We start from the raw sequence: 24,641 nt of genomic DNA on the forward strand, positions 1-24,641 counted from the left end.
AAATAAGTGTAGAACGTAAAAGAGAGGAGCAAGTGTACATGATTTCAGTCATTATTAGTGGACATGGTGATTTCGCACCAGCATTAGAAGGGTCTTCCAAAATGATATTTGGTGAAGAGAATCACGTAGTAGCCGTACCTTTTCTAAAAGGAGAGGGTATCCAAACCCTTGAAGAAAAATATAAGCAGGCACTAGAGGAAATGCCTTTAGAAAATGAAGTGCTTTTTTTAGTCGATATTTTCGGAGGTACACCCTACAATGCGGCTACTCCCTATATCCTTAAAAATAAAACAGCGGATATGGTATCCGGAGTTAACTTGCCTATGCTGTTAGAAGTGTTAGCCATGCGAGAACACGTTACGTTAAAAGAGATGTTAGGAAGATTAAAGCAAGTGAATGAAGAAAGTTTTCAAGTGTGCAGTGAACATTTGGAGAAAATCCAGCAAGCAAACCAAATCGGAGAGGATGGATTATTATGAAAATCGTTTTAGCAAGAATTGATGATCGCTTTATTCACGGGCAGGTATTAACAAGATGGATCAAAACAAATGCAGCAGATCGAATTATTATTGTTTCAGATGAGGTGGCAGCGGATGAAATGCGAAAAACGCTTATACTTTCTGTGGCTCCTTCGAATGTAAAAGCGAGCGCTGTCTCGATTTCTAAAATGACAAAAGCCTTTCATAGTCCGCGTTATCAGGATACAACAGCCATGCTGCTGTTTGAAAACCCCGCAGACATTGTCGCTCTTGTTCAAGCGGGCGTACCTATTGAGACAGTAAACGTAGGGGGCATGCGTTTTGCTAATGACCGAAAACAAATCACCAAATCTGTAAGCGTTACCGAAAAAGATATCGATGCTTTTGAGAAGCTGCAGGAACTAGGCGTAAAGCTTGAGTTGCGCCAATTACCTTCAGATTCTAGTGAAAATTTTATTCAACTACTGAGAAACGAAACAAAAATCAAATAAGGAGATGAGTTTATGTCTTCCATACAAATTATTTTATTATTAGTCATTGCAGCGGTAACTGGCATCGCAAGCGTGTTGGACGAAGGGCAATCCCATCGTCCTCTCATTGCCTGCACGTTAGTAGGCTTGGTGCTTGGAGATTTAAAAACCGGCATTATTTTAGGTGGAACACTGGAATTAATGGCTCTTGGATGGATGAATGTTGGATTGGCGATGGCACCTGATACGGCTATTGCTTCTGTTATTTCAACTATTTTAGTTATCACAGCTGGTCAGGGGATTGGTGAAGGCATTGCGGTAGCTATAGCTTTAGCAGCTGCAGGGCAAGTACTCACCATTTTTGTTCGTACCATCACAGTATTTTTAATTCATCGAGCTGATAAGTATGCGGAAGAAGGAAACTTTAAAGGAATTGAAATTATGCATATTACTGCTATGGGTTTTCAGGCTCTCCGCGTTATGATTCCAACTTTAATTGTTACATTAATCAGCGTAAGCGCCGTGCAAACTTTCCTCGGAAATATTCCGGAAGTTATTACAAAAGGCCTGCAAATTGGAGGAGGCATTATCGTGGTCGTAGGATATGCCATGGTTATCAATATGATGAACATTCCTCATTTAAAGCCCTTTTTCTATATCGGGTTCTTATTGGCGGCATTTACAGGGTTTAACCTGGTAGGATTTGGAGCGCTGGGTCTTTGTTTAGCACTTCTTTATCAGCAAGTAATGCAGCAGCGAAATCAAATGCAGCCGGCGGGCGTTCCCGCAGCTACAGGGAGCGAACAAGTATATGATGATGACGATGATTTAGATGCCTAAACGGCGAACTTAAGGGAGGGATAGAGATGGAAAATGAAAAAAGATTAACGAAAAAAGATATCTTTAGCATGTTCATTCGTTCGAATTTTTTACTCGGTTCATTTAACTTTGAGCGTGTTCAGGCAATGGGCTACTGTTATGTTATGATTCCGGCAATCAAACGTTTATACGGACCAGGGGCACAGCGAAATGCAGCACTAAAGCGGCATTTAGAATGGTTCAATACACATCCATGGATTTCTGCACCTATATTCGGCGTAACGGCAGCAATGGAAGAAGAAATGGCAAACAAAAAAGATTTTGATGAAAAAGCTATCAGCGGAATGAAAATTGGATTAATGGGGCCGCTTGCTGGTGTAGGAGACCCTATTTTCTGGGGAACGCTGCGGCCAGTTCTCGCAGCACTAGGCGCATCTCTTGCGTTAGGCGGGAATATTGCCGGGCCACTGCTGTTTTTCATCTTAATTAATGCCATTCGATTAAGTACAAAATATTATGGATTAAAATATGGCTATTTAAAAGGAACAGAAATTTTAAAAGATTTAGTAGGGAATCGAATTCAAAAACTGACGGAAGGTGCGTCCATTTTAGGACTCTTTGTAATGGGAGCATTGGTTTCGAAATGGACTACTATTAATATACCAGTGGTTGTTTCTAGGATCAAAGATGATTCTGGTAAAGTTGTCGTGAAAACCGTGCAAGACGTACTCGATAGTATTCTACCGGGACTGCTACCTTTAGCGCTAACTTTATTAGTAGCATGGATGCTTCGAAAAGGTACAAATCCGCTGCTTATTATTTTCGGTATTTTCTTAATCGGTATAGGAGGTTATTGGATCGGCTTTTTAGGCTGATAAATAAGAGGAGTCATCTATTCTTCTAGCATCTGCTGGTGAACGTGTTTTACATAGCCAGTATGCCAATAAAGGAGGAAAGGAAGATGAAAAGAACCGTCAAAAAGTTATTAATGATTGGAGTCGCTTGTTCTATAAGCTTGTTTTCTGTATACCCTGTATTAGCTGATAATACAGGGTATTATCAAGAAAAATACCGGAATCAATTTCATTTTTCTCCAGAAGCGAACTGGATGAACGATCCAAATGGAATGGTCTATTATAACGGGGAGTATCACCTTTTTTATCAGTATTATCCTTACGGTACCACCTGGGGACCTATGCACTGGGGGCATGCAGTTAGTACAGACTTAGTGAAATGGAAACACTTGCCGGTTGCTCTTTCTCCAGATGAGAACGGAGAGATCTTTTCAGGAAGTGCCGTTATTGATTGGAATAATACCGCAGGGTTTGGAAAAGAAGCGATGGTAGCTATCTTTACGCACTCGGGCAGTAAAGGGCAGGTGCAAAGTCTAGCATACAGCAAGGACAGCGGAAGAACGTGGACCAAATATGAAGGAAATCCTGTTATGCCGAATCCCCCAGTTCCTGACTGGCGCGACCCAAAAGTATTTTGGCACGACCAAACCAAGCAGTGGGTGATGTCTTTAGCTGCTAAAGATAAAATCATGTTTTATACATCACCTGACTTAAAAAGTTGGAAATACGCAAGTGAGTTTGGATCTGACGGAGGGATTCAAGCAAACGGTCAAAGCGGTGCCTATTCATATACTTTGTCTGAACAAAAAGGTCAATCCTTTACTCTAGAGGGAGAAATTACGCTTGTAGAAAAGAATGGACGCGAAGGTGCAGGAGGCCTTGTTTTTCGTTCTGATAAAGATACAACAAATGCATATACCGTCAATTTAGATGCTGAAAAGAACCTCTTAACACTTAACAAAGTAGAGAAAGGAAACGTAACGACCGTTGTTTCAAAGCCAATGAGGCTGGATACGTCACAAGCGTATCACGTGAAAGTAGCAGCAAACAGTCACCACTTTAAGATACTGTTAAATGGAAAACAGGTTTTAGAAGGCAGTGATGCATCTTTTGAAAACGGTCAGTTTGGACTAACAGCATGGAATTCCACAGCTGTCTTTCGTCATGTTAAATTTACGAATCAATCTAATTTCATCACCAATCTATCTAACTGGAAACCTGTTACGGGAACATGGAATGATACTACTGATGGAAAAATCGGTAAATCTGACAGCGACGGATATATTATGAGTGAAGAACAGGGAGATCAGTTTATTTACGAGTCAAATATGACATTTTTAGATAAAAACCATGGTTCAGGTGCACTACTTTTTCGAGCAGACGCGGAAGCCAAAAACGGATATATAGCTAGCGTGGATGCTTCTAAGGATACAGTCAAACTAGTCAAGCTTCAAAATGGCATTTCAACTGTACTTGCTGAAACAAACGAAAAAATTGATACGAGCAAATCACATCAAGTAAAAGTAACTGCATCGGGAAATGAACTTGATTTGCATATAGACGATAACTTCACCCTTACTGCAAAAGATGAAACTTTTTCAAAAGGATTGTTTGGATTACACGTTAATCAATCTTCAGTCCGGTTCCAAGACGTTAACATGACCAAGTTTATTGATACGGATGAAAAGGAAATTAAAAATAAAAGTTTTGAAACAGGAGATCTCACCGGCTGGAAAACAATAAAAGGAAATGCATTCACAAATGATCATGTAACGGACGCCACCGCAAATTGGAGCGGCCTCTTTGAACAGAAGGGAAAGTATCATTTATGGGGGTTTTCTGATAAGCATGATGGCGATAATGCCACGGGGGAATTACATTCATCTTATTTTAAATTGAGCGGTTCAGGTGAAATCAATTTGTTAATAGGAGGAGGAAACGACTCCGCAAATCGCTATGTATCCTTAGTCCGGGCCTCTGACGACAAAGAATTGATTCGTCAAGCGAATACAAAGTTTGCAGATGAAAAGTACCAGCGCTACGTGTGGGATGCTTCTAAGTATATAGGAGAAGTACTGTACATTAAAGCCGTTGATCAAGCTGTAGGAGGATGGGGGCATATTAATCTAGATGATGTGAATGTATTTAATACAGAAAAAATGCCGGAGAAAGTAGATAGTGTAGCAAAAGAACCAGAGGAAGCTAAACAAAGAGAAGGCGGAGAGCTTTCAGATTGGAACACAGTGTCAGGAGAATGGGTGAATTCAACTCACGGAAGCAACGGAGGAATTTGGGAATGTCCTACTTTACTCGAACTGCCGGTTGATGGAGACAGCACGAAGAAAAAATGGGTACTGCAAGTCAGTATCAATGATGGAGCGGCAGCTGGAGGTTCAGGTATGCAGTACTTTGTTGGTGATTTTGACGGAAAAACATTTAAAAATGAAAACCCGCCAGAGGAAGTGCTTTGGACAGATTATGGTGCCGACTTTTATGCTGCTGTAGATTGGAGCGGTGTTGAAGAAGATAACGGAGAAAAGTATTGGCTAGGCTGGATGAGCAACTGGCAATATGCCAACAATACCCCAACTACTACTTGGAGAAGCTCTATGTCAATCCCAAGAAAAATAGAACTCACCAACACAGCAAAAGGGCTTCGTTTAAAACAAATACCTGTTTCAATTGATTCAATTCGCAATAAGCAAGAAAAAAAGGTGTTGAAGAATCTGATGGTTACTGAAAACAAAAATCTTCTTTCAGGCATACAGGAAAACAAATATGAAATCATTGCAGAATTCGATGTTTCAAATACAGATGCACAAGAATTTGGTTTTCAAATTCAAAAAGAAGGCAGCGAAAATACGAAAGTCAGCTATAACATAAACAAGCAGCAATTATTTGTTGACCGAACAAACTCTGGAAGTTTTGATTTTGGTGAAAATGTGAAAGGCAAACACTCTGCTCCCATGCTTCCAAAAGCCGGAAAGGTTAAGCTTCATATGTTTGTAGACCAGTCGTCTGCAGAAGTATTTGGCAATGACGGCACTGCAGTAATAACAGACCAGCTCTTTCCAACGCTTTCAAGCAATAAAATAAAGCTTTACAGCAAAGGAGGAGCTGTAAAATTAAATTCTCTCAAGATGTATCCATTAAAATCTATTTGGAATAAAAGTCCTGTTGACACAAACTTATCTGAATGGAAGAATATTAGCGGACTATGGGCCGATACGATTAACGGAAAACAAGGACGAAGCAAAGAAGATTCCTTTACCTTATCATCAAAAGAAGCAAAAAATTTCACATATGAGGCAAAAATAAAGGTGTTAGACGATCCCGTTTCAAATTCTACAGGAGCAGGAGCGCTAGTATTCCGTTCGGATGAACAGGCAAACAATGCTTATGCTGCGAATGTAGATGTGCTGAATAATCAAATAAAGCTCATTGCGTTTAGAGACGGAATAGGCAAGGATCTCATTATTTACGATGATGGGGGAAAGCTGGCTTTAAAGACAAATACGGATTACCATCTAAAAGTGACGGCTGAAGGAGAACACATTCAAGTTTATCTCAATGATAAGCTGGTGATCGATACGATGGACTCTACCTTTTCAGAAGGTTATGCTGGGCTGAATGTGTGGAATTCTACTAGTTTGTTTAATGAAGTGAAATTTGAAATAGTGGATTAAGGGATTGTGAAAGCTGCCGTGTACTAAGGCAGCTTTCTTAATCCGTTTATGGTGATTTTTCTAGGGGGACTAAGAAACTGAACGCACTTCTTCTCTTAATTCATAATAACTAAGCTTTTTTTCAATGACTACAAACAGCCTTTCAAAGAAAAAGCAAAGAATCCAGTAAATAAGTGAAGCGACCAGATACATTTCTAAATATCTGTACCCATCATTGGCGATGACCTTAGATATCGCCATAATTTCAACTACTTTTACTGCAAAAGCAAGAGAAGTGGCTTTAATTAAACTAATAAAAATGTTTCCAAGGTTAGGAATAGCAGCTACTAAAGATTGGGGGAAGATAATTCTTTTAATAGCTTGAAAAGTAGTCATTCCTATTGAATATGCAGCTTCAAATTGACCACGGTCAATGGTTTGAATAGAAGAACGGAATACCTCTGATTGATAAGCAGAGGTATTTAATGTATACGCAATTAAAGCATAAATTAAAGGTGAAATAGTATCCCCACCTAAGTGCCATCCTTGAGTCTCGTTTAGAAATTCTATAAAAATAGGGATTCCGTAGAAAAATACATAGAGCTGTACGAGCAATGGAGTGCCTCTCATAAATGAGACGTATATAACAGCTATTTGCTCTAGCAGTGGAATTTTATATATTCTGCATACCGCAATGAAAAGACCAAAAATACTTCCTAACGCCATTGAAATGATCGATATTGTTAGTGTTAAAGGCACACCTTTTAAGACTTCAGGAGTTTGCTCCAAAGCAAATCGCAAATCAATAATAGGCAATCATGTTCACTCCTTTACTAGTGCAGGCTATTTAGAGATGCTGACCCTGCCTTTTTTAAAATGTTTCTCTAAATTACTGACTATGATTTCAATTACGATACACATGCTCCAATAAACAAGTGAAATCGTAACATAAATTTCAAACATTCCTATTCCATAGTTGTTGCCCAAAATGAGGCGAACTTGCCCCATAATATCAATAATCCCAATGCTAAAAGCAAGTGCAGTATCTTTTAATAATGAAATCGTAGCATTTCCTAAATTAGGTAGTGCTGCTACAAACGCTTGAGGAAGGATAATTCTTCTTAAGGATTGAAAATAGTTCATGCCTATACTATACGCTGCTTCGAACTGGCCGTTATCAATCGAGAGATATGCTGAACGAATAACTTCCGATAAAGGAGCGGCAGTATGTAAGGAAAAAGCAATCACCAAGAAAGTGATGCGACTCCAGCTGTTAATGTCGATATGCACAAGGAGCAGCAGCTGAGGAAGGCCAAAGTATACAAGAAACAGCTGAACAAGCAGCGGTGTACAGCGCATAAAAGATAAATAGATGGTAGCCATTTTAGAAAGAACAGGCTTTTTTTGAATGCGTATCAGGGCAATCACGAAACCTAAAAGCAACGAAAAAAGTAGAGAAAGGCCTAACATAAATAGCGTTAAAGGAAGTTTATCTACCACTTGCCACAATAGTTTTAACCAATCATGAAAATCAGTACTGATCATATCTCACCCCGCCTTAATGATGAATTCTTATACTCATTTAATCTTGAAAATTGAAGTTTTGTTGATTAATATACTTTAAGTCTTTAAAGAAATTTACTTTAAACCATTTTTCAGCCAAGTTTTCTAGCGTCCCGTCATTTTTTAATTTGACTGTCGCTTTATCAATTTCATCAGCAAGTTTTTGATTATTTTTATTAAAGACTAACCAAGTTGGTTCTTTTGATACAATGCCTCCTACTTTTAAATTTAATTTGAGCTGTTTTTGTACTTCGTTAAATGTTGTTACGTTTAAAAAAATAGCATCCGCTTTACTTTTATCCACTAACTTTAAGTTTTCTGCCGTAGAAGGGTTATCAATGCTTTCTAATGTTAAAGGCTTAGTGGCATGTTCTTTGTTATAAGCATTTAAAATAGCGCGCAATCCGCCCGTAGCCGATACAGGTGGAAATTTTTTACCTACCATATCGTCAAGTGTTTTGATATCATTCCGTGATTTTTGTGTCACTAAGGCCGTTAAAGAATAACCATATTCATGTGCAGGATAAAGAAACTTTTCTTCACGTTCAGGGTTTTTAAAGAACCAGTTGATGGCGAAATCATATTTTCCCGTCGAGACACCTACCAAATTTGTTTCTTCTTCTCCAAGGGTGTATTCAAATTTGTACTCTGGAAGCTTTTTTTCAAGCTGCTTTAAATAATCCATATCATATCCAATAGGTTCATTCTGTTCGTCCGTAAATAGAAAAGGCGGATTTACTTCATCACTCAAAGCAACTTTGACTACTTTTCTATCTCGGTTTTCTGAACTAGAGCTTTGAGAGCATCCTCCTAAAGCCATAATAAGTCCAATTGCCAAAGTTAAAGTAAAGCATAATTTTTTCATCGTTTTATTCCTCCCGATACTGATTTCTGTTTGACGAGTAATAAAAAAGCACCGAAAAAGCTGCTAAAAAGCTTTTTCGGTGCCATTGGTGATCCAGTAGGCAGTGAACTTTAGATTGCGAAACAAAAGAGGCTCTTCAAAAGTTATCAATACGTTTGAAGAGCCTCTGGTTGACCAGGCGGCCTGATTAATATGAAGTTTATATTAGGTTAATTATTCCGATTTGTAAAGTATGATTTTTGGGCAGTATAAACATTTTGGTTAGATTTTTTAGACTTTTTATCTAATGCTCGATTGAAGCACCTAAGTACAACCAGCCCAGATAAAATATGTAATCTCAAGGTTTAAAAATACTAAATTGACAGTTAAAAAGATGTTTGGTATATTTTTCAAAAGATTTAAAATTCTTATAGGAATTATCGGATTTAAAAATGTTTGTTAAACATATAGTGGAAATAGAACAGTCGACCAGACGAATGGAGACAAAAATGACGAGGATTCCCTCAGAGTTTTTGTCTTTTTTAGTGGCAGAAGATTAACACTATATGTTTAATACATCACAAATGGTGGAGGTAGAGAGAGAAATGAAGAAATTTGTATGGCTTTTTGCATTATTAGCAGTGATTACTGTTGTGGGGGGATGTGGAAATAAAGAAAAAGCATCTGGCCAAAATAGTGACAAGAAAGAAGATGTAGTTCTTAAAGTGGGAGCAGCTTCCACGCCGCATGCCGAAATTTTAAAGTATGTGGAACCTGATTTGAAAAAAGAAGGTATAAAGTTGGACATTGTAAATATTAAAGACGGCATACAGACAAATGAACAAACAGCAAATGGAGAATTAGATGCCAACTATTTTCAGCATACGCCGTACTTAGAGCAAACGAATAAAGACAGTGGATTAAATCTTGTCAGCGTGAAAAACGTTCATATTGAACCGTTTGGAGTGTATTCCAAAAAAATAAAATCAATTGACGATTTATCCAAAGGAGCAAAGGTTGCTGTTCCTAATGATCCAGTGAACTTTTCACGTGCACTAGAGCTTTTCGAGGCTAATGGAATCATTGAATTAAACAAGAAACCTAGTGGTAGCTCTTATACGGTTGAAGATATTTCAAAGAATAAAAAGAAGCTAGACTTTGTTGCAGTAGACGGCCCGCTTCTTGTACGCTCTCTTGATGATGTAGAAGCTTCAGCTATCAATACAAATTACGCCCTTGAAGGCGGGTTCAAACCAACTGAAGATGCGTTAATTATTGAAAAGAAAGAGTCTCCTTATGTGAATATTTTAGTGACTACGAAAGAGAAAAAAGATGATAAAAATATTCAACGTTTAGCAAAAGCACTTACTACAGATAAGGTTAAAAAGTTTATTAATGACAAATATGATGGCGCAGTCGTTCCAGCTTTCTAGTATAGGAGTAAAAAAGAAATAGGAATAACAGTTTGAAAGAAAAGGAGGGTTTCTTTTGATAAAGTTTCAACGTGTTTCAAAAATATTCGAGAGTGGCTCAAAGAAAGTTGAAGCTCTAAAAGACATTGACTTAACGATACAAAAAGGAGACATATTTGGAGTAATTGGATTAAGTGGGGCGGGGAAGAGCACACTGCTTCGAACGATTAACCTGCTGGAGTACCCGACGTCAGGTGAAGTCATAGTAGATGGAGAAAACTTAGCAACGTTGTCTGAAGTAGAGCTAAGAAAAAATAAAAAAAGAATCGGCATGATCTTTCAACACTTTAATCTATTAAATTCAAAAACAGTGTTTGAAAATATAGCAATGCCCCTTATATTAAGTGGAAAACCAAAAAAAGACATAAAGCTACGTGTAGAAGAGCTGCTTCATTTTGTAGGTTTGCAAGACAAAGCAGGTGCATATCCCGATCATCTGTCAGGAGGTCAAAAACAGAGAGTGGGCATTGCACGTGCATTAGCCACAAACCCTTCTATTTTATTATGTGATGAAGCAACTTCCGCATTAGATCCGCATACAACAGAATCTATTTTGAAATTGCTGAAAAAAGTTAATGAAGAATATCAAATTACGATCGTAATAATCACACACGAAATGGAAGTCATTAAGCAAATTTGTAATCGTGTCGCTGTGATGAAGGACGGGAAAATTATTGAAACAGGAAATGTATTTGATATTTTTTCAAATCCACGTACTGAAATTGCTAGAAACTTTGTTCAGTCCGTTGTTCGAGATGACATTCCGCAAAACGTGTATGAATTAGTACAAACTACAAATTCAAATCAGAAGATTTTTAAGATTAATTTTCTCGGCAGCAATTCCGGTCAATCTGTGATTTCCACCTTATCAAAGCGCTTTAATGTACAGGTGAACATTTTACTTGGAAACATTACGGAGTTACAGGGCATTCCATTTGGGCATTTAATTATTGAATTAATTGGCACACAAGAAGAAATAGACAGAGCTGAACTATATGCACTGCAGCAAAATATAAAAATGGAAGAGGTGGTTGCAAATGTTAGAAGTAAGCCAAGAATTGATACTAGCGGCTTTGTGGGAAACACTGTACATGGTTAGTGCTTCCCTGCTTTTCGGGGCTTTAATTGGAATTCCTTTAGGGATTTTACTTGTTGTAACACGCAAGGGTCATATTCTTGAAAATCGAGTTATTTTTTCAATTTTAAATCCCATCGTAAATATTTTTCGTTCAATCCCGTTCATCATTTTACTTGTAGCAATCATCCCGTTTACAAGATTCGTCGTCGGCACGACTATCGGTACAACGGCGGCTATTGTTCCGCTAGTTTTACATATTGGACCTTATATGGCTAGACTCGTTGAAAATTCTTTGCTTGAAGTAAATGAAGGTATTATTGAAGCAGCGCAAGCGATGGGTGCTTCTAAAGCTCAAATTATATTCCGTTTTTTAATTCCAGAGGCTTTTCCCTCTCTTATTTTAAGCTTAACAACTGTCACAATTGGGTTAATTGGAGCAACGGCAATGGCCGGTGCTATCGGAGGCGGAGGGCTTGGCGATTTAGCTATTACTTACGGTTATCAGCGTTTCAGCACGATTACGATTGTAGTCACCGTTGTGCTTCTTATTATTATTGTTCAAGGTATTCAATCTTTAGGAAACGTCATAGAACGCAAGATTAGAAGAGTGTAAGAACGTATTAGAAGCAAGCTTTTTAAAAGGGGAGTTATAAATGAAAAAACCGATATTCCTGCTTCTGCTGTTGTTCATCCTCACCATAACAGGATGTTCTAATTCTTTATCCAGTGCCAATAGTAAAGAAGCTAAAATTAAAGTAGGCATTCGAAGCTCTGAACTTCGGACGTGGGAATTTATAAAAGAGAAAGCAAAAAAACAAGGGCTGGATATAGAACTTGTGAATTTTTCTTCAGCTTACGATCCTAATCAAGCCTTAGTCGAAGGAGAAATAGATGTAAATGCGTTTCAGCACGTTGCTTATTTAGGTTTGTTTAATCAAAAGAACGGAACCGATATTGTGCCAATTGGAACGACGATCATTGCGCCTCTAGGTCTTTATTCTGAAAAATATAAATCATTAAAAGACATTCCAAATGGTGCTCAAATTGCTGTTCCAAATGACCCATCCAACTGGGGAAGAGCACTAGTTTTGCTGCAAGAAGCAGATTTGATTACAGTGGTCGAAGGCTTTGATGGTAACGGAGGAGAGGATAAAATTAAAAGCAATCCTAAAAATTTAAAGATTGTTCCCGTTGATTCTGCAAGCACCCCCCGCGTTATGCAAGATACGGCCGCTTCCATTATTAACAACGGTGTAGCTGTAGAAGCAGGTCTAAGCTTAAAAGATGCACTCATTCATGAAAACAAAACAGCGAAGCCCTATATTAATGTCATCGCTGCAAGAAAAAAAGATCAGGATAAAGCGTATTTAAAGAAGCTAGTAAAAGTGTATCAATCCAAAAGTACGGCTGCCTTTATTAAAAAAACATACAAAGGAAATTATATTCCGACGTTTATTAGTTTGAAAGAATTGAATACGTATAAAGACACGTATGAAACAAAATAAGGACTAAATAGGGGTGGGAAAATGGCCAAGGAACGAAAAATGAAACTTGCCGCTTATTTGATTGGCACAGGTATGCATGTAGCTTCATGGCGTCATTCTGATTCAAAGCCTAACGCAAGTATCGACGTTTCTGTTTATCAAAAACTTGCACAAACCGCCGAAAGAGGAAAATTTGATATTGCGTTTATTGCCGACAGTTTAGCAGTAAATGCAGAGTCACATCCTCAGATTTTAAATCGATTTGACCCTGTTGTCATCATTACAGCAATGGCAGCAGCTACTGAGAAAATTGGCGTTGTTGCCACATCTTCAACTACTTACAATGAACCTTATACACTAGCACGCCAGTTTGCCTCTGTCGATCATGTAAGTGGAGGAAGGGCAGGGTGGAACGTTGTGACTACAGCAGATGCAACAGGTGAAACGGCGTTAAACTTTAACCGTGATACTCATTGGGAACATGATCACCGATACGAACGGGCAGAAGAATTCATTGATGTTGTTCAAGGGTTATGGGATTCGTGGGAAGATGAGGCCTTTTTATATGATAAAAAAAACGGAGCGTTTTTTGATGCTAATAAGGTACATGAGCTTAACTATAAAGGGAAGTATTTTTCTGTAAAAGGGCCGTTAAATATCGCTCGTTCTGCTCAAGGACAGCCAGTTATCGTTCAGGCCGGTTCTTCAGAGCCGGGACAGCGCTTAGCGGCAAGAACGGCAGAAGTGGTATTTGCTCACCGAGATAATATAGAAGAAGCCAAAAGTTTTTATAAATCCCTTAAATCAAGGCTTTCTGAATACAATAGAACAGAAGCGGATTTACATATTCTTCACGGCATTTCCCCTATTATAGGAGAAACAGAAGCAGAAGCGGTTCAAAAATACAGCGATTTACAAAAGCTAGTGAATCCGTATGAAGGATTAAAGTTCGTTTCTGGGTATATGGGGAACGTTGATTTTACGAAGTATGCCCTAAACACTCCTGCCTCAGAGATAGAGTTTCCATCCGTGAATGGCATCCAAAGTCAGTTTGATGAGATGCTAAGAATTATAGCAAGGGAAAAACTTACCGTAGGAGATCTTTATACGCGATTTTTCGGTGCTGCAAGGAAAGATAACTTTGTAGGAACCCCCATTCAAATTGCGGACGAAATGGAAAGATGGTTTCAGGAAAAAGCAGCGGACGGATTTATGCTGCAGTTTCCTTTGCTTCCATCTGGCTTAGATGATTTTGTAAATCTTGTTGTACCAATCTTACAAGAGAGAGGTTTGTTTCGATTAGACTATGAAGGAAACACATTAAGAGACCATTTGGATCTTAAAAAACCTGGAAATAAGTTTGTTGATGAAGGTGTAAGGCCTATCATGTAGAAACAACCCAAATAAAAGTATTTTAGTTAAAGGTAAATCCGAACGATTAATAAAATTTATTAATCGTTCGGATTTTTTTTGTTGTGGTGAACGCAGGTTTCATCTATGTAGGTGCTTCTAGCTGTTGATTGGAGAGCAGGGCGAAGACTCCTGCAGGAAAAGCGGAACGGATGAGACCCCACAGGAGCGCAAGCGACGAGGAGGCTCATCGCCCGCCTGCGGAAAGCGAAGTCTTGCACGGAAATCAACAGCGGTGTAACAAGCGGCTCAGCTCATGTATCCAATTTGTCTGTCTTTATATTCGTTTGATTTAGGTATGTCTCAACCTCTTTTTTGAGCATTTAATTGGTTAAGAACCAAAAGTTTAGCATATGATAAATATCTTACTAGTCTAATTAATCGTACATTTTAGTTCTTAAAAGGTCTTTTGAAAAATCCTCATAAAAATATGATAAAATCGGATAGGATATATATTTCGAGGAAGGAAAGTGTTTTTTTATGATTATTGGTAACGAACAGGATTTAGAAAGTTTACGCAAAATTGGACGTATCGTTGCACTTGCGCGCGAAGAAATGAAAAAACAAGCAAAAGCAGGTATGACAACAAAAGAGCTTGATATGATCGGTAAAAAAATATTAGATGAACACGGTGCTATTTCTGCACCTGAAAAAGAATATAATTTCCCAGGTGTAACGTGCATTAGTGTCAACGAAGAAGTGGCTCACGGTATTCCGGGAGACCGCGTATTAAAAGATGGCGATTTAGTAAATGTGGATGTATCCGCAGTACTTGATGGCTATTATTCGGATACGGGTATTTCATTTGTTATTGGGCAAGACGAAGAAAAAGAAAAGCTGTGTCAAGCTGCAGTAGATGCATTTTGGGCAGCTATGAAAAAAGTAAAAGCTGGTTCAAAACAAAATCAAATTGGTCGTGCTGTTTCTAACTTTGCACACCAAAACGGATATGCTGTTATTGAAAACTTAACGGGTCATGGTGTTGGCCGCAGCTTGCATGACGCTCCTAACCACATTTTAAACTATTATGATCCAATGGATAAAGCCCTCTTGAAAAAAGGTCTTGTTATTGCTGTAGAGCCATTTATTTCTATGAAGGCTGATCATATCATTGAACGCGGAGACGACGGCTGGACGTTTGTTACACCTGATAATAGTCTTGTAGCACAATGTGAACATACGATTGTTGTAACAAATGGTGAACCGATTATTTTAACTGAACTATAATCAAGTTTTCCTATAGATTTCGGTAACAAAAAAGCTACTTCACTTAGTAATGTTTTTTCATTGCATTATAGTGAGGTAGCTTTTTTATTACTATGTAATGAATGACTATTATATTGACTTGCTTTGTTCATACAACGTTTGAAAGATAGTGTAATTGAATATGCTCAAGGGAATGCTAAGTATAAATCAAAATGAAAAGGGGTATGAAATGTGGAATATGTAGGAAGAGAAGCGATTGTAAGTGAACTGACTCATCATATGGATGACATTTTAAACAAATATAACCTTCAAGGCGTCTCCGTATATGAAGAGGAAGGAGAAGGTAATCACTATTATCTTGGCTACACAGTAAAAAAGAATGATCATGTGTTTATGGTTAACAGACCTTATCTAAAAGATAAAGACGGGAAATTAGCAGTCGAAAAGCAAGAATGGACCGTTCAAGGTAACGAAGGAGAAACAAACGGATACACTTCACTTGAAGATGCGTTTCAAAAAATTGATGAAACCATACAATAAATAATTTTTTGAATTTCAGTTCAGATTTTTCTTTGAATGCGTGAATCTGAACAGTAGGGCGCTAATGGCTGTCGTGCTTCTTTCACCTATACTATCTAACTTTTCTTTGCTATAAAGTCTAGAAAATTACATGTAATAAAAAATTGTTTTTTTAGGTTTTACTATATAAATACGGGGTACACATATACTACAGCAGCTATCATGCAAATGGTTGTTGTGAAAGGTTAAATACTTAGCGTTTGAAGGGACTGATTGGTTTTGAAAGGCTTAACAGCGACTTCAGCAAATGTATTACCGCAAATTGAAAGTAGATATTCGTATCTCACGCAAGGCACTTTGGTTATGAACCGATATACGTAACGAAAGGGCCTGACTAGGCAAACAAAGGAAAGACTGAATCAACGAGAAGAAGCCTGCATCTAAAAATGTAGGCTTCTTCTTTTTTACGGATGAAACTAAGATGATGAATGAGTACATAACGGGTATAAATTAAAAGGATTCACATTCAGTCCATTTTCCGTGCACGTTTTTCTTGAAAAAAGCTCATAAGTTGAAGATACTGTATATAACTATGTAAAAGAATTTTTGAATGCAAAATAGTAAATCTGCTTGAGGTGAAAATGATGAGAAAAGCAAATAAAAGTGAATTTCTGTGGAATACGTTAGACGGCTGGCTTTTTATCCCTAGGAACATTCCTTTACTATTTCTTTTTGTATTTCTCTTAGGGGTTTCTTACCTAGGTTGGGTTAAGTTGTTTCATAAATTCGTTTAGATACATCAACAAGCTGAAATGAGAAATTGTTTCAGCCTGCTGGTGTCTTGATTAATTATATCTGTACCGTCATTCACATAGATTACTCATTCCATCCTTTGCACACATCAACCCATTTTAAGCATTTCGAAAATTCTTCTAGTTCGGGTATTGTTAATTCGATTGCACTATTTCCACTTCCACATGCAGGGAAAACAGTAACAAAACGTTTCAGAGATTCATCTAGATACACGTGAACACCTTCATTAACAGCAAACGGGCATACTCCGCCTACAGCATGACCAATCAGCGTTTCTACTTCACTTGCTCCAAGCATTTTTGCTTTGGTGCCAAACTCTTCTTTGTATTTTCGATTATCAATTTTCGCATCTCCTGCTGCCACAATCAATAAAACGGTTCCTTCTGCGTTAAAAGAAAGACTTTTTGCGATCCGTTGTGGCTCACATTTTAAAGCTTGCGCTGCCAGTTCTACAGTAGCACTGGACTCATCCATTTCAATAATTCGATTCTCCATGCCATATTGTTTAAAATATGCTTTTACTCTTTCAATCGCCATTTTTTATATCCATTCCTTTCGTTAACTCTTGCAAATATGTATGATTGCCTTACAGAGAACGTACAGTTTCTCTTTGAAATAAAAAGATTCTTATTATTTTGTATATACGGAAATTATACACAACTTCTCAGTTAAAAGCACATATTCGTTTTAATTAAAAAAGTTACGTAGGTAAAGTATTTTTAGCTGATTGAAGCAGGATTACGGAACCCTTTGACGAATGTAACTATGTCGGCTGCGAAAACATAGGCATTAGAACAAAAGATAAATGATGAAATTGAAAAGGCGCAAACGTTCTAGTGAAATGAGGAGAAGGAATGCCAAATTTACACACTGTCGTCAGTTTTTTTAGCAGTACATGTATGGCAACGATGAGTATGATTTATTTGTTTTCCCTTGTACCGAGGGCATGGTCTTTTAAATTTCGATTTGGAGCCATGATTGCAGGAATCCCAGTCGGCATTATAATGGGCCAGGTTGCTATGCTGATCGGCTGGCACCATCATTAAAACTTTGAACTTTTTAACAAAAAAGGAGACATGTAAAATGAATATTGTTACATTAAACAACGGCTTAAAAATGCCTCAGCTTGGATTTGGCGTGTGGCAAGTAGAAGATAACCAAGCAGCAGCTGCAGTGTCAAAAGCAATTGAAGTTGGATATACGTCTATTGACACAGCTATGATTTATAAAAATGAAGAAGGAGTAGGTCAAGCGATTAAAGAATCTTCTGTTCCTCGGGAAAAGCTTTTTATTACAACAAAAGTTTGGAACAGCGACCAAGGCTATGAAAATGCACTACGTGCGTTTGATGAAAGCTTAGAACGATTAGGACTTGATTATGTCGATTTATATTTGATTCACTGGCCTACTCCTCAATATGATGAGTATGTGGAGACGTATAAAGCATTAGAAAAGCTTTATCACGACGGAAAAGTAAAAGCAATTGGCGTCTGCAACTTTGAAATTGAGCATTTGGAGCGCTTGTTAAATGAATGTGACGTAACGCCTGTTTTAAACCAAATTGAGTGCCATCCGTATCTTGCTCAAAATGAATTAAAAGAGTTTTGCGCTAAACATAATATTTTCGTGGAAGCATGGAGCCCTCTTGATCAAGGAGGAGAAGTGTTACAAGATGAGGTTATTCAAAAAATTGCTGAAGTACATAGCAAAACTCCGGCTCAAGTTGTATTGCGCTGGCATTTACAAAACAACACAATTGTCATTCCTAAGTCAGTTACGCCATCTAGAATAGAAGAAAACTTTAACGTGTTTGATTTTGAACTCACTGCTGATGATATGGCAGAGATTAACGGGTTAAACAGCAACCGCCGCAAAGGTCCGCACCCAAGTGACATGAACGTCCGATAACGTTTAAAAAATAAAAATGTGCAGCCTGAACCATGGCTGCTATAAGAAAATAACGGTTTTATTTCAGATTATTTTAAATTTTCTTAAATAATAATTGACAAATGATTAATTCAACGTAATACTTAGTGTAGGTACCCTAGTTGCTTTAAGTTGTACAGCTTAAAGTGTATAGTGATTTAGTCATTTAGCGATTGTTTGTATGCATAAGGTAAAATGCCGATTATTAATAAAAGCCCATAGTTTAAGTAGGTTAGTTTATAGGGGGCTATATCAAAAGGAGCTTGTTTCCTCTTTGATATAGCCCCTTTTTGTGTTCAAAAAGAAAAGATAGTCTACAGTTTAACAAGGGAGCGGGTATGATGTTTATTCAAATTGATGGAAATTCACTGACGTTCGACCAAATTTACAAAGTTATTTACCAAGGATACTCCGTGAAAATTAGCGATCACGCAGTTGAACATATACAAAAAAGCAGAACGTTAGTTGAAGAGAGCATTACGAACAACAACGTAATTTACGGAGTCAATACGGGATTTGGAAAGTTTAGCGATACGGTTATTTCAAAAACAGACTTAGCTGATCTGCAGATTAACCTGATTCGCAGTCATGCCTGCGGACTAGGAGAGCCATTCTCGTTAGAAGTAAGCAGAGTCATGCTGCTTTTACGAGCGAACGCATTAGCTAAAGGATATTCCGGAATACGACTGGAAACCTTGCAGCTTCTTATCGATTGCTTAAATCAAAACGTAGTACCGGTTATCCCGAGTCAAGGTTCGCTTGGAGCTAGCGGTGACTTAGCCCCGTTATCACATCTAGCGCTGCTGCTAGTTGGAGAAGGGGAAGCTGTATATAATGGTCAGCAAATGCAAGGAGAAGAAGCTTTAAAGCTAGCGGGGCTTGAACCTATACAATTACAGGCGAAAGAAGGGCTAGCTTTGATCAACGGCACTCAGGCAATGACGGCTGTAGGAATAGTTTCGTACCTTGAAGCTCAAAAGCTCGCTGATCTTGCTGACGGAATTGCAGCACTAACATTAGAAGGTCTGCAGGGTATTGTAGAAGCATTCATGCCCGAGTCTCATGCAGTAAGACCTTATCCGGAACAACAGCAGGTAGCTGCTCGAATTCTTTCGTACTTAGAAGGCAGTCAATTAACTACTTCTCAAGGTCAAATGAGAGTGCAAGATGCTTATTCACTGCGCTGCATTCCTCAAGTTCATGGTGCTATTTATCAAGTTTTAAATTATGTAAAAGAAAAGCTGTTAATTGAGGTTAATTCAGCAACCGATAACCCGCTCATCTTTGCTGACAGCGGCAAAGTAATTTCTGGAGGAAATTTTCACGGGCAGCCTGTTGCGTTTGCTATGGATTTTCTAGGAATTGCAATGGCGGAGCTTGGGAATATTTCTGAACGGCGCATTGAACGAATAGTAAACCCTCAGCTTAGTGGGCTGCCCGCATTTCTAAGTGCAGATCCAGGTCTAGAATCCGGGCTCATGATTACTCAATACGCTGCAGCTTCATTAGTTTCCGAAAATAAAGTATTAGCACATCCATCAAGTGTTGATTCTATCCCATCTTCAGCAAATCAAGAAGATCATGTCAGCATGGGAACGACTGCTGCACGTCATGCTTATCAAATTATCCAAAATACACGAAGAGTTCTATCGATTGAAGCAATTTGTGCCGCTCAAGCAGCCGATATTCAAGGAGTGGATAAACTCGCTTCAGAAACAAGAAAAATTCATTCAAGAATTAGAAAAACCGTACCAACCATTATTAAAGATCGAATTTTCTCACGTGATATTGAGGCGTTAGCAGCTGATTTCAAAACTTTTGTGCAAGATACTAATTATGAACTAGCGCTGTAATAAAAAGTTAGTTTAACAGTTTTTCATTTTTATAGAGGAGGAAAACGAAATGGAGACAAAACAAAGTGGAATAAAAGCACCTCGTGGAACAGAACTAACAACAAAAGGCTGGGTACAAGAAGCTGCTCTTCGCATGCTTCTAAACAATTTAGATTCCGAAGTAGCAGAGCATCCTGAAAAGTTAGTCGTATACGGAGGAATCGGAAAAGCAGCCCGTAACTGGGAGGCGTTCAATCGTATTGTAGATACGTTAAAAGAATTAGAAGAAGATGAAACGCTTCTCATACAGTCCGGCAAGCCGGTTGCGGTTTTTAAAACGCACAGTGATGCGCCGCGTGTTTTATTAGCAAATTCAAATCTTGTTCCTGCTTTTGCGAATTGGGAGACGTTCCATGAGCTCGACAAAAAAGGGCTAATGATGTACGGGCAAATGACTGCAGGAAGCTGGATTTATATCGGAAGCCAAGGCATTGTTCAAGGAACGTATGAAACATTTGCTGAGTGTGCCAACCAGCATTTTAACGGAACTTTGAAAGGAACGATTACCGTAACAGCTGGATTAGGAGGAATGGGAGGTGCACAGCCACTAGCCGTTACGATGGCAGGCGGCGTTGTAATTGGAATTGATGTTGATCGCACGCGTATTGAAAAACGTATCGAAACAAAGTATTGCGATACGGTAGTCGAAAGTGTAGCTGATGCAATCACGTTAGCTGAAGATGCAAAAAGATTGGGCAAAGCGCTTTCCATTGGATTAGTTGGAAATGCAGCCGAGATTCTTCCTGAAATGATAAAGCGAGGATTTATCCCAGATGTTGTGACAGATCAAACATCGGCACATGATCCGCTTAATGGATATTTGCCGATTGGAGTCAGCTTAGCAGAAGGAGAAAAACTGCGGAATACAAATCCAAATGAATATATAAAACAATCAAAAGCAAGTATGGCTATTCACGTTCAAGCCATGTTAGAGATGCAAAGAAAAGGCGCGGTTGCTTTTGACTATGGCAATAATATTCGCCAAGTGGCGCTCGATGAAGGTGTCACGAATGCATTTGATTTCCCGGGATTTGTCCCAGCGTACATCCGTCCGCAGTTCTGTGAAGGAAAAGGACCGTTCAGGTGGGTCGCTTTGTCAGGAAACCCAGAAGATATTTATAAAACAGATGAAGTCATTTTACGTGAGTTTTCGGATAATACGCATCTTTGCAACTGGATTAAAATGGCGAGAGAAAAAATTGAGTTTCAAGGATTGCCGGCTCGTATCTGCTGGCTAGGCTACGGAGAAAGAGCGCGCTTTGGAAAAATTATTAATGACATGGTAGCAAACGGAGAGCTGTCTGCGCCTATCGTTATTGGCAGAGATCATCTAGATGCCGGTTCTGTGGCTTCGCCAAATCGTGAAACTGAAGCAATGAAAGATGGCAGTGATGCAGTAGCAGACTGGCCTATTTTAAATGCATTAGTAAATACGGCAGCAGGCGCAAGCTGGGTATCCGTTCACCACGGAGGAGGAGTAGGTATGGGGTATTCTCTGCACGCTGGAATGGTTGTAGTAGCAGACGGGACAGAAGATGCCGCCAAACGTCTAGAACGTGTTTTAACAACAGATCCTGGCATGGGTGTTGTTCGTCATGTAGACGCCGGCTATGATAAGGCCATTCAAACTGCAAAAGAAAAAGGGATACAAATTCCCGCGTTAAATGAATAAAAAGGAGGGATACGTATGACTATTACGTATATTAAATGCGCTGAACAAGTCATTACGGTTAAAGGTGGAAGTCAGCCTAGACGAGCAGAAGAAATGTCAGATCTAGGAATCATTGAAAATGGCAGCGTACTCGTTAAAAATGAAAAAATTGTATTTGTTGGGCCTGACGTCAAAGCGCAGGAATACCTTGAGCATATCCATGAACCTATTAATATAATTGATGCCGAAGGAAAAATCGTAACGCCTGGGTTGATTGATCCCCACACTCACCTTGTGTTTGGTGGCAGTCGTGAAAAAGAATTAGAAATGCGCTTAAACGGGGCAAAGTATATTGATATTTTAAAAGCGGGAGGAGGAATTTTACAAACAACCGTTAGTACACGACAAGCAACAGAAGAGGAGCTAATCAAGCAATCTACAAAACGTTTAAATAAATTTCTGCAGTACGGAGTTACAACTGTCGAAGCCAAAAGCGGGTACGGTTTAAATCTTAAAGATGAAATCAAACAATTAAAAGTAGCGAAGAAACTGAATGAACAGCATCCAGTAGATGTTGTTTCAACCTTTATGGGAGCTCATGCGGTGCCAGCTGAGTACAAAGGAAATGAAGATGAGTTTGTTCGTTTTGTTATCGAAGAAATGATACCAATTGTTGCAAAAGAAGAGCTAGCGGAGTTTTGTGATGTATTTTGTGAAGAAGGAGTGTTTACAGTTGAACAGTCAGAGCGTATTTTACAAACTGGAAAAGCATACGGACTAAAACCTAAAATCCACGCCGATGAAATTGTGTCTTTTGGCGGGGCAGAATTAGCGGCTAAAGTGGGAGCTGTGTCTGCGGATCATTTGTTAAAAGCATCGGATCAAGGAATTAAGCAAATGGCTGAAAGCGGAGTTATAGCCGTTCTATTGCCGGGTACTGCATTCTTTTTAATGGAAGAGCCGGCGCGTGCTAGAAAAATGATCGAAGCAGGAGTGCCGGTTGCTTTGTCTACAGATCGAAACCCAGGATCTTCTCCTACAGAATCGCTGCCGTTTATTATGAATTTAGCTTGTTTAACGATGAAGATGACGCCAGCAGAAGTTTTAACGGCATGTACGATCAACGCGGCTCATGCTATTTGCAAAGGGGATCAAATCGGAAGTATTGAAGTAGGTAAAAAAGCCGATTTAGTGCTATTCGATGCGCCCAATTACCAAACGCTGCAGTATAACTATGCCGTAAATCTTGTAGACACGGTATTAAAAGATGGAAAAGTTGTGGTTGAAGGCGGTGTTTTACATGAACTATCCGTACCCACAGCTTGATCGACCGCCTTTTTGCTGGCAGCGTCAAAGTACTTCTGACCCAAAAGTAAGTGATTGGATTCAGACAGTTGAAGATGGGTGCAACGTCGACTTTACATCGATAGATATTACGGTCTTGGGCGTGCCTCTTTCAAGGTCTTCCATTAGTGCTTCTGGAGCCAGCGAGACGCCAATGGCCATGAGGAAACTCTGGAAATCCTTTAATCCGTATCATATTGAGTATGATACAGATTTGACTTCCTTGTCAGTGTTGGATTTAGGAGACGTCAAACAGCACGTAACAGATATAGAGAAGTCTCATCAGCATATAAAAGAAGCGATGATGTCTATGCGGAAACATCATCCGCATGCGCTTCCTGTTATGCTTGGAGGAGATCATTCCATTACAGCTATGTTAGTAAAAGGATGGAAAGAGTCACATCCCGAACAGAAAATAGGGATTTTACAGTTTGATACGCACTTTGACTTACGCAGCTTAGAAGATAACGGTCCTTCTAACGGAACCCCCATACGAAATTTAATTGAAAGCAACACGATTGATGCAAGACATGTATGGAATATCGGACTTCACGGGTTTTACAACTCAAAATCGTTAAAAGAATATGCAGATAGCAAAGGCGTTCATTATGTAACGTTACTACAAGCAAAAAAAGCGGGAATAACCCATACGGTGAAAGAAGCATTAAAGCAGCTGAGTAAAGAAGTAGACATGATCTATTTAACGGTTGATATGGACGTGTTAGATATTGCTTACGCACCTGGAGTTCCAGCAGGAACGACAGGGGGAATGAGAACGGAGGAATTGTTTGAAGCGGTATACACGGCTGGGAGTCATCCGCTTGTTCAAGCAATGGATATTGTATGTCTAGATCCGTTGCGTGATGTAAGAGAAATAACTGTAAAAGCAGGCGTACACGTATTTTTGAATTTTTTAACGGGAGTTGTAAACAGAAAGTGAGGGAGTATACTTCCTTACTTTTTTTATTGTTAAATAGCTGCTTTTATAAAGATATATCCAACTGTTTAATTACAGGTGTTATTGTTGCTTCAATCATTACTGTAATGCTCAATCAAAAAGCGAAAAAAACAGCTAGATAGTATGAATAAAAGTAAGTCAGCACCAGCAAGTGGCAAACTCTGCTATGGTGCTGCCTCACTTTTATAAAGTCA

At 38.8% G+C, this 24,641-nt stretch carries 23 protein-coding genes; 19 read left to right on the forward strand and 4 right to left on the reverse strand.

What is annotated here, in order from left to right; translation table 11 throughout:
- Window positions 1–38 precede the first annotated feature (38 nt).
- From ACO1DI_RS00420 to ACO1DI_RS00440, 5 genes are all read left to right on the forward strand, one after another.
- Complete coding sequence (locus ACO1DI_RS00420) at window positions 39–479, forward strand: mannose/fructose/sorbose PTS transporter subunit IIA (RefSeq protein ID WP_014460796.1); 441 nt, start codon at window positions 39–41, stop codon at window positions 477–479.
- A complete protein-coding gene (locus ACO1DI_RS00425) occupies window positions 476–970 on the forward strand; it encodes a PTS system mannose/fructose/N-acetylgalactosamine-transporter subunit IIB (protein ID WP_013056296.1) in 495 nt (164 codons plus the stop codon). Before ACO1DI_RS00420 ends, ACO1DI_RS00425 begins: the two co-directional genes overlap by 4 nt.
- Window positions 971–982: 12 nt before the next feature.
- Window positions 983–1,789 (forward strand): PTS mannose/fructose/sorbose transporter subunit IIC, encoded by an 807-nt coding sequence (locus tag ACO1DI_RS00430; RefSeq protein WP_013056297.1) that lies wholly within the window; start codon window positions 983–985, stop codon window positions 1,787–1,789.
- A 26-nt stretch (window positions 1,790–1,815) separates the two neighbouring features.
- On the forward strand, window positions 1,816–2,643 hold the full coding sequence (locus tag ACO1DI_RS00435) for a mannose/fructose/sorbose PTS transporter subunit IID (RefSeq protein WP_013056298.1): 828 nt from the start codon (window positions 1,816–1,818) through the stop codon (window positions 2,641–2,643).
- A gap of 86 nt (window positions 2,644–2,729) precedes the next feature.
- On the forward strand, window positions 2,730–6,308 hold the full coding sequence (locus tag ACO1DI_RS00440) for a GH32 C-terminal domain-containing protein (protein ID WP_423144936.1): 3,579 nt from the start codon (window positions 2,730–2,732) through the stop codon (window positions 6,306–6,308).
- A 69-nt stretch (window positions 6,309–6,377) separates the two neighbouring features.
- Here ACO1DI_RS00440 and ACO1DI_RS00445 read toward each other — a convergent pair whose 3' ends face one another.
- Genes ACO1DI_RS00445 through ACO1DI_RS00455 form a run of 3 tightly spaced genes read right to left on the reverse strand, consistent with a single transcriptional unit; the run spans window position 6,378 to window position 8,715 of the window.
- Window positions 6,378–7,103, reverse strand: coding sequence for an amino acid ABC transporter permease (locus ACO1DI_RS00445; protein WP_423144937.1), 726 nt, complete (start codon window positions 7,101–7,103; stop codon window positions 6,378–6,380).
- A 27-nt stretch (window positions 7,104–7,130) separates the two neighbouring features.
- The gene (locus tag ACO1DI_RS00450) at window positions 7,131–7,832 is read right to left on the reverse strand and encodes an amino acid ABC transporter permease (protein ID WP_108674540.1); all 702 of its coding nucleotides are present in this window, start codon (window positions 7,830–7,832) and stop codon (window positions 7,131–7,133) included.
- A 37-nt stretch (window positions 7,833–7,869) separates the two neighbouring features.
- Complete coding sequence (locus ACO1DI_RS00455) at window positions 7,870–8,715, reverse strand: transporter substrate-binding domain-containing protein (protein WP_423144938.1); 846 nt, start codon at window positions 8,713–8,715, stop codon at window positions 7,870–7,872.
- Between the two features lie 584 nt (window positions 8,716–9,299).
- On the opposite strand from ACO1DI_RS00455, the gene ACO1DI_RS00460 reads away from it, so the two are divergent.
- The 8 genes from ACO1DI_RS00460 (at window position 9,300) to ACO1DI_RS00495 (ending at window position 15,884) form a co-directional block, all read left to right on the forward strand.
- The gene (locus tag ACO1DI_RS00460) at window positions 9,300–10,127 is read left to right on the forward strand and encodes a MetQ/NlpA family ABC transporter substrate-binding protein (protein WP_108674542.1); all 828 of its coding nucleotides are present in this window, start codon (window positions 9,300–9,302) and stop codon (window positions 10,125–10,127) included.
- Between the two features lie 55 nt (window positions 10,128–10,182).
- Window positions 10,183–11,265: a methionine ABC transporter ATP-binding protein gene (locus ACO1DI_RS00465; protein ID WP_423144939.1), complete on the forward strand. Its 1,083-nt coding sequence runs from the start codon at window positions 10,183–10,185 to the stop codon at window positions 11,263–11,265.
- On the forward strand, window positions 11,204–11,857 hold the full coding sequence (locus ACO1DI_RS00470; protein WP_034266706.1) for a methionine ABC transporter permease: 654 nt from the start codon (window positions 11,204–11,206) through the stop codon (window positions 11,855–11,857). The genes ACO1DI_RS00465 and ACO1DI_RS00470 overlap by 62 nt, the downstream gene beginning before the upstream one ends.
- A gap of 40 nt (window positions 11,858–11,897) precedes the next feature.
- Window positions 11,898–12,749 carry a MetQ/NlpA family ABC transporter substrate-binding protein gene (locus tag ACO1DI_RS00475; protein ID WP_423144940.1) on the forward strand — a complete coding sequence of 284 codons (852 nt, stop codon included), beginning with the start codon at window positions 11,898–11,900 and terminating at the stop codon, window positions 12,747–12,749.
- Between the two features lie 21 nt (window positions 12,750–12,770).
- Window positions 12,771–14,120 carry an LLM class flavin-dependent oxidoreductase gene (locus ACO1DI_RS00480; RefSeq protein WP_423144941.1) on the forward strand — a complete coding sequence of 450 codons (1,350 nt, stop codon included), beginning with the start codon at window positions 12,771–12,773 and terminating at the stop codon, window positions 14,118–14,120.
- A 124-nt stretch (window positions 14,121–14,244) separates the two neighbouring features.
- Entirely contained in the window at window positions 14,245–14,379 is a 135-nt protein-coding gene (locus ACO1DI_RS00485; RefSeq protein ID WP_423144942.1) for a hypothetical protein, read from the forward strand.
- A gap of 239 nt (window positions 14,380–14,618) precedes the next feature.
- Window positions 14,619–15,365 carry a type I methionyl aminopeptidase gene (gene map / locus ACO1DI_RS00490; RefSeq protein WP_014460782.1) on the forward strand — a complete coding sequence of 249 codons (747 nt, stop codon included), beginning with the start codon at window positions 14,619–14,621 and terminating at the stop codon, window positions 15,363–15,365.
- 210 nt (window positions 15,366–15,575) lie between these two features.
- Window positions 15,576–15,884 carry a DUF5634 family protein gene (locus ACO1DI_RS00495; RefSeq protein ID WP_406866756.1) on the forward strand — a complete coding sequence of 103 codons (309 nt, stop codon included), beginning with the start codon at window positions 15,576–15,578 and terminating at the stop codon, window positions 15,882–15,884.
- Window positions 15,885–16,739: 855 nt separating this feature from the next.
- On the opposite strand, the gene ACO1DI_RS00500 is transcribed toward ACO1DI_RS00495, so the two are convergent.
- The gene (locus ACO1DI_RS00500) at window positions 16,740–17,213 is read right to left on the reverse strand and encodes a YbaK/EbsC family protein (RefSeq protein WP_034267780.1); all 474 of its coding nucleotides are present in this window, start codon (window positions 17,211–17,213) and stop codon (window positions 16,740–16,742) included.
- 317 nt (window positions 17,214–17,530) lie between these two features.
- On the opposite strand from ACO1DI_RS00500, the gene ACO1DI_RS00505 reads away from it, so the two are divergent.
- The 6 genes from ACO1DI_RS00505 (at window position 17,531) to hutG (ending at window position 24,429) form a co-directional block, all read left to right on the forward strand.
- A complete protein-coding gene (locus ACO1DI_RS00505) occupies window positions 17,531–17,722 on the forward strand; it encodes a hypothetical protein (protein WP_115653461.1) in 192 nt (63 codons plus the stop codon).
- Window positions 17,723–17,759: 37 nt separating this feature from the next.
- The gene (locus ACO1DI_RS00510; RefSeq protein ID WP_014460777.1) at window positions 17,760–18,584 is read left to right on the forward strand and encodes an aldo/keto reductase; all 825 of its coding nucleotides are present in this window, start codon (window positions 17,760–17,762) and stop codon (window positions 18,582–18,584) included.
- A gap of 359 nt (window positions 18,585–18,943) precedes the next feature.
- The gene (gene hutH, locus ACO1DI_RS00515) at window positions 18,944–20,455 is read left to right on the forward strand and encodes a histidine ammonia-lyase (protein WP_209369339.1); all 1,512 of its coding nucleotides are present in this window, start codon (window positions 18,944–18,946) and stop codon (window positions 20,453–20,455) included.
- Window positions 20,456–20,504: 49 nt separating this feature from the next.
- Window positions 20,505–22,166 (forward strand): urocanate hydratase, encoded by a 1,662-nt coding sequence (gene hutU / locus ACO1DI_RS00520; protein WP_014460775.1) that lies wholly within the window; start codon window positions 20,505–20,507, stop codon window positions 22,164–22,166.
- Window positions 22,167–22,181: 15 nt separating this feature from the next.
- Window positions 22,182–23,471, forward strand: coding sequence for an imidazolonepropionase (gene hutI, locus ACO1DI_RS00525; protein ID WP_423144943.1), 1,290 nt, complete (start codon window positions 22,182–22,184; stop codon window positions 23,469–23,471).
- Window positions 23,446–24,429, forward strand: a complete 984-nt coding sequence (gene hutG / locus ACO1DI_RS00530) for a formimidoylglutamase (RefSeq protein ID WP_209368697.1) — start codon at window positions 23,446–23,448, stop codon at window positions 24,427–24,429. Before hutI ends, hutG begins: the two co-directional genes overlap by 26 nt.
- Window positions 24,430–24,641: the final 212 nt, after the last annotated feature.

This window comes from Priestia sp. 40, assembly GCF_049368575.1.
Lineage (GTDB): Bacteria > Bacillota > Bacilli > Bacillales > Bacillaceae_H > Priestia > Priestia zanthoxyli.

Excerpts from the sequence above, each read along its gene's own strand:
- ACO1DI_RS00435 (WP_013056298.1), top strand. The coding sequence starts at position 1,816 with ATGGAAAATGAAAAAAGATTAACGAAAAAAGATATCTTTAGCATGTTC.
- ACO1DI_RS00455 (WP_423144938.1), bottom strand. The coding sequence starts at position 8,715 with ATGAAAAAATTATGCTTTACTTTAACTTTGGCAATTGGACTTATTATG.
- ACO1DI_RS00440 (WP_423144936.1), top strand. The coding sequence starts at position 2,730 with ATGAAAAGAACCGTCAAAAAGTTATTAATGATTGGAGTCGCTTGTTCT.
- hutH (WP_209369339.1), top strand. The coding sequence starts at position 18,944 with ATGTTTATTCAAATTGATGGAAATTCACTGACGTTCGACCAAATTTAC.
- ACO1DI_RS00450 (WP_108674540.1), bottom strand. The coding sequence starts at position 7,832 with ATGATCAGTACTGATTTTCATGATTGGTTAAAACTATTGTGGCAAGTG.
- ACO1DI_RS00430 (WP_013056297.1), top strand. The coding sequence starts at position 983 with ATGTCTTCCATACAAATTATTTTATTATTAGTCATTGCAGCGGTAACT.
- ACO1DI_RS00480 (WP_423144941.1), top strand. The coding sequence starts at position 12,771 with ATGGCCAAGGAACGAAAAATGAAACTTGCCGCTTATTTGATTGGCACA.
- ACO1DI_RS00460 (WP_108674542.1), top strand. The coding sequence starts at position 9,300 with ATGAAGAAATTTGTATGGCTTTTTGCATTATTAGCAGTGATTACTGTT.
- ACO1DI_RS00510 (WP_014460777.1), top strand. The coding sequence starts at position 17,760 with ATGAATATTGTTACATTAAACAACGGCTTAAAAATGCCTCAGCTTGGA.
- map (WP_014460782.1), top strand. The coding sequence starts at position 14,619 with ATGATTATTGGTAACGAACAGGATTTAGAAAGTTTACGCAAAATTGGA.
- ACO1DI_RS00475 (WP_423144940.1), top strand. The coding sequence starts at position 11,898 with ATGAAAAAACCGATATTCCTGCTTCTGCTGTTGTTCATCCTCACCATA.
- ACO1DI_RS00420 (WP_014460796.1), top strand. The coding sequence starts at position 39 with ATGATTTCAGTCATTATTAGTGGACATGGTGATTTCGCACCAGCATTA.
- ACO1DI_RS00425 (WP_013056296.1), top strand. The coding sequence starts at position 476 with ATGAAAATCGTTTTAGCAAGAATTGATGATCGCTTTATTCACGGGCAG.
- ACO1DI_RS00470 (WP_034266706.1), top strand. The coding sequence starts at position 11,204 with ATGTTAGAAGTAAGCCAAGAATTGATACTAGCGGCTTTGTGGGAAACA.
- hutU (WP_014460775.1), top strand. The coding sequence starts at position 20,505 with ATGGAGACAAAACAAAGTGGAATAAAAGCACCTCGTGGAACAGAACTA.
- hutG (WP_209368697.1), top strand. The coding sequence starts at position 23,446 with ATGAACTATCCGTACCCACAGCTTGATCGACCGCCTTTTTGCTGGCAG.
- ACO1DI_RS00505 (WP_115653461.1), top strand. The coding sequence starts at position 17,531 with ATGCCAAATTTACACACTGTCGTCAGTTTTTTTAGCAGTACATGTATG.
- ACO1DI_RS00500 (WP_034267780.1), bottom strand. The coding sequence starts at position 17,213 with ATGGCGATTGAAAGAGTAAAAGCATATTTTAAACAATATGGCATGGAG.
- hutI (WP_423144943.1), top strand. The coding sequence starts at position 22,182 with ATGACTATTACGTATATTAAATGCGCTGAACAAGTCATTACGGTTAAA.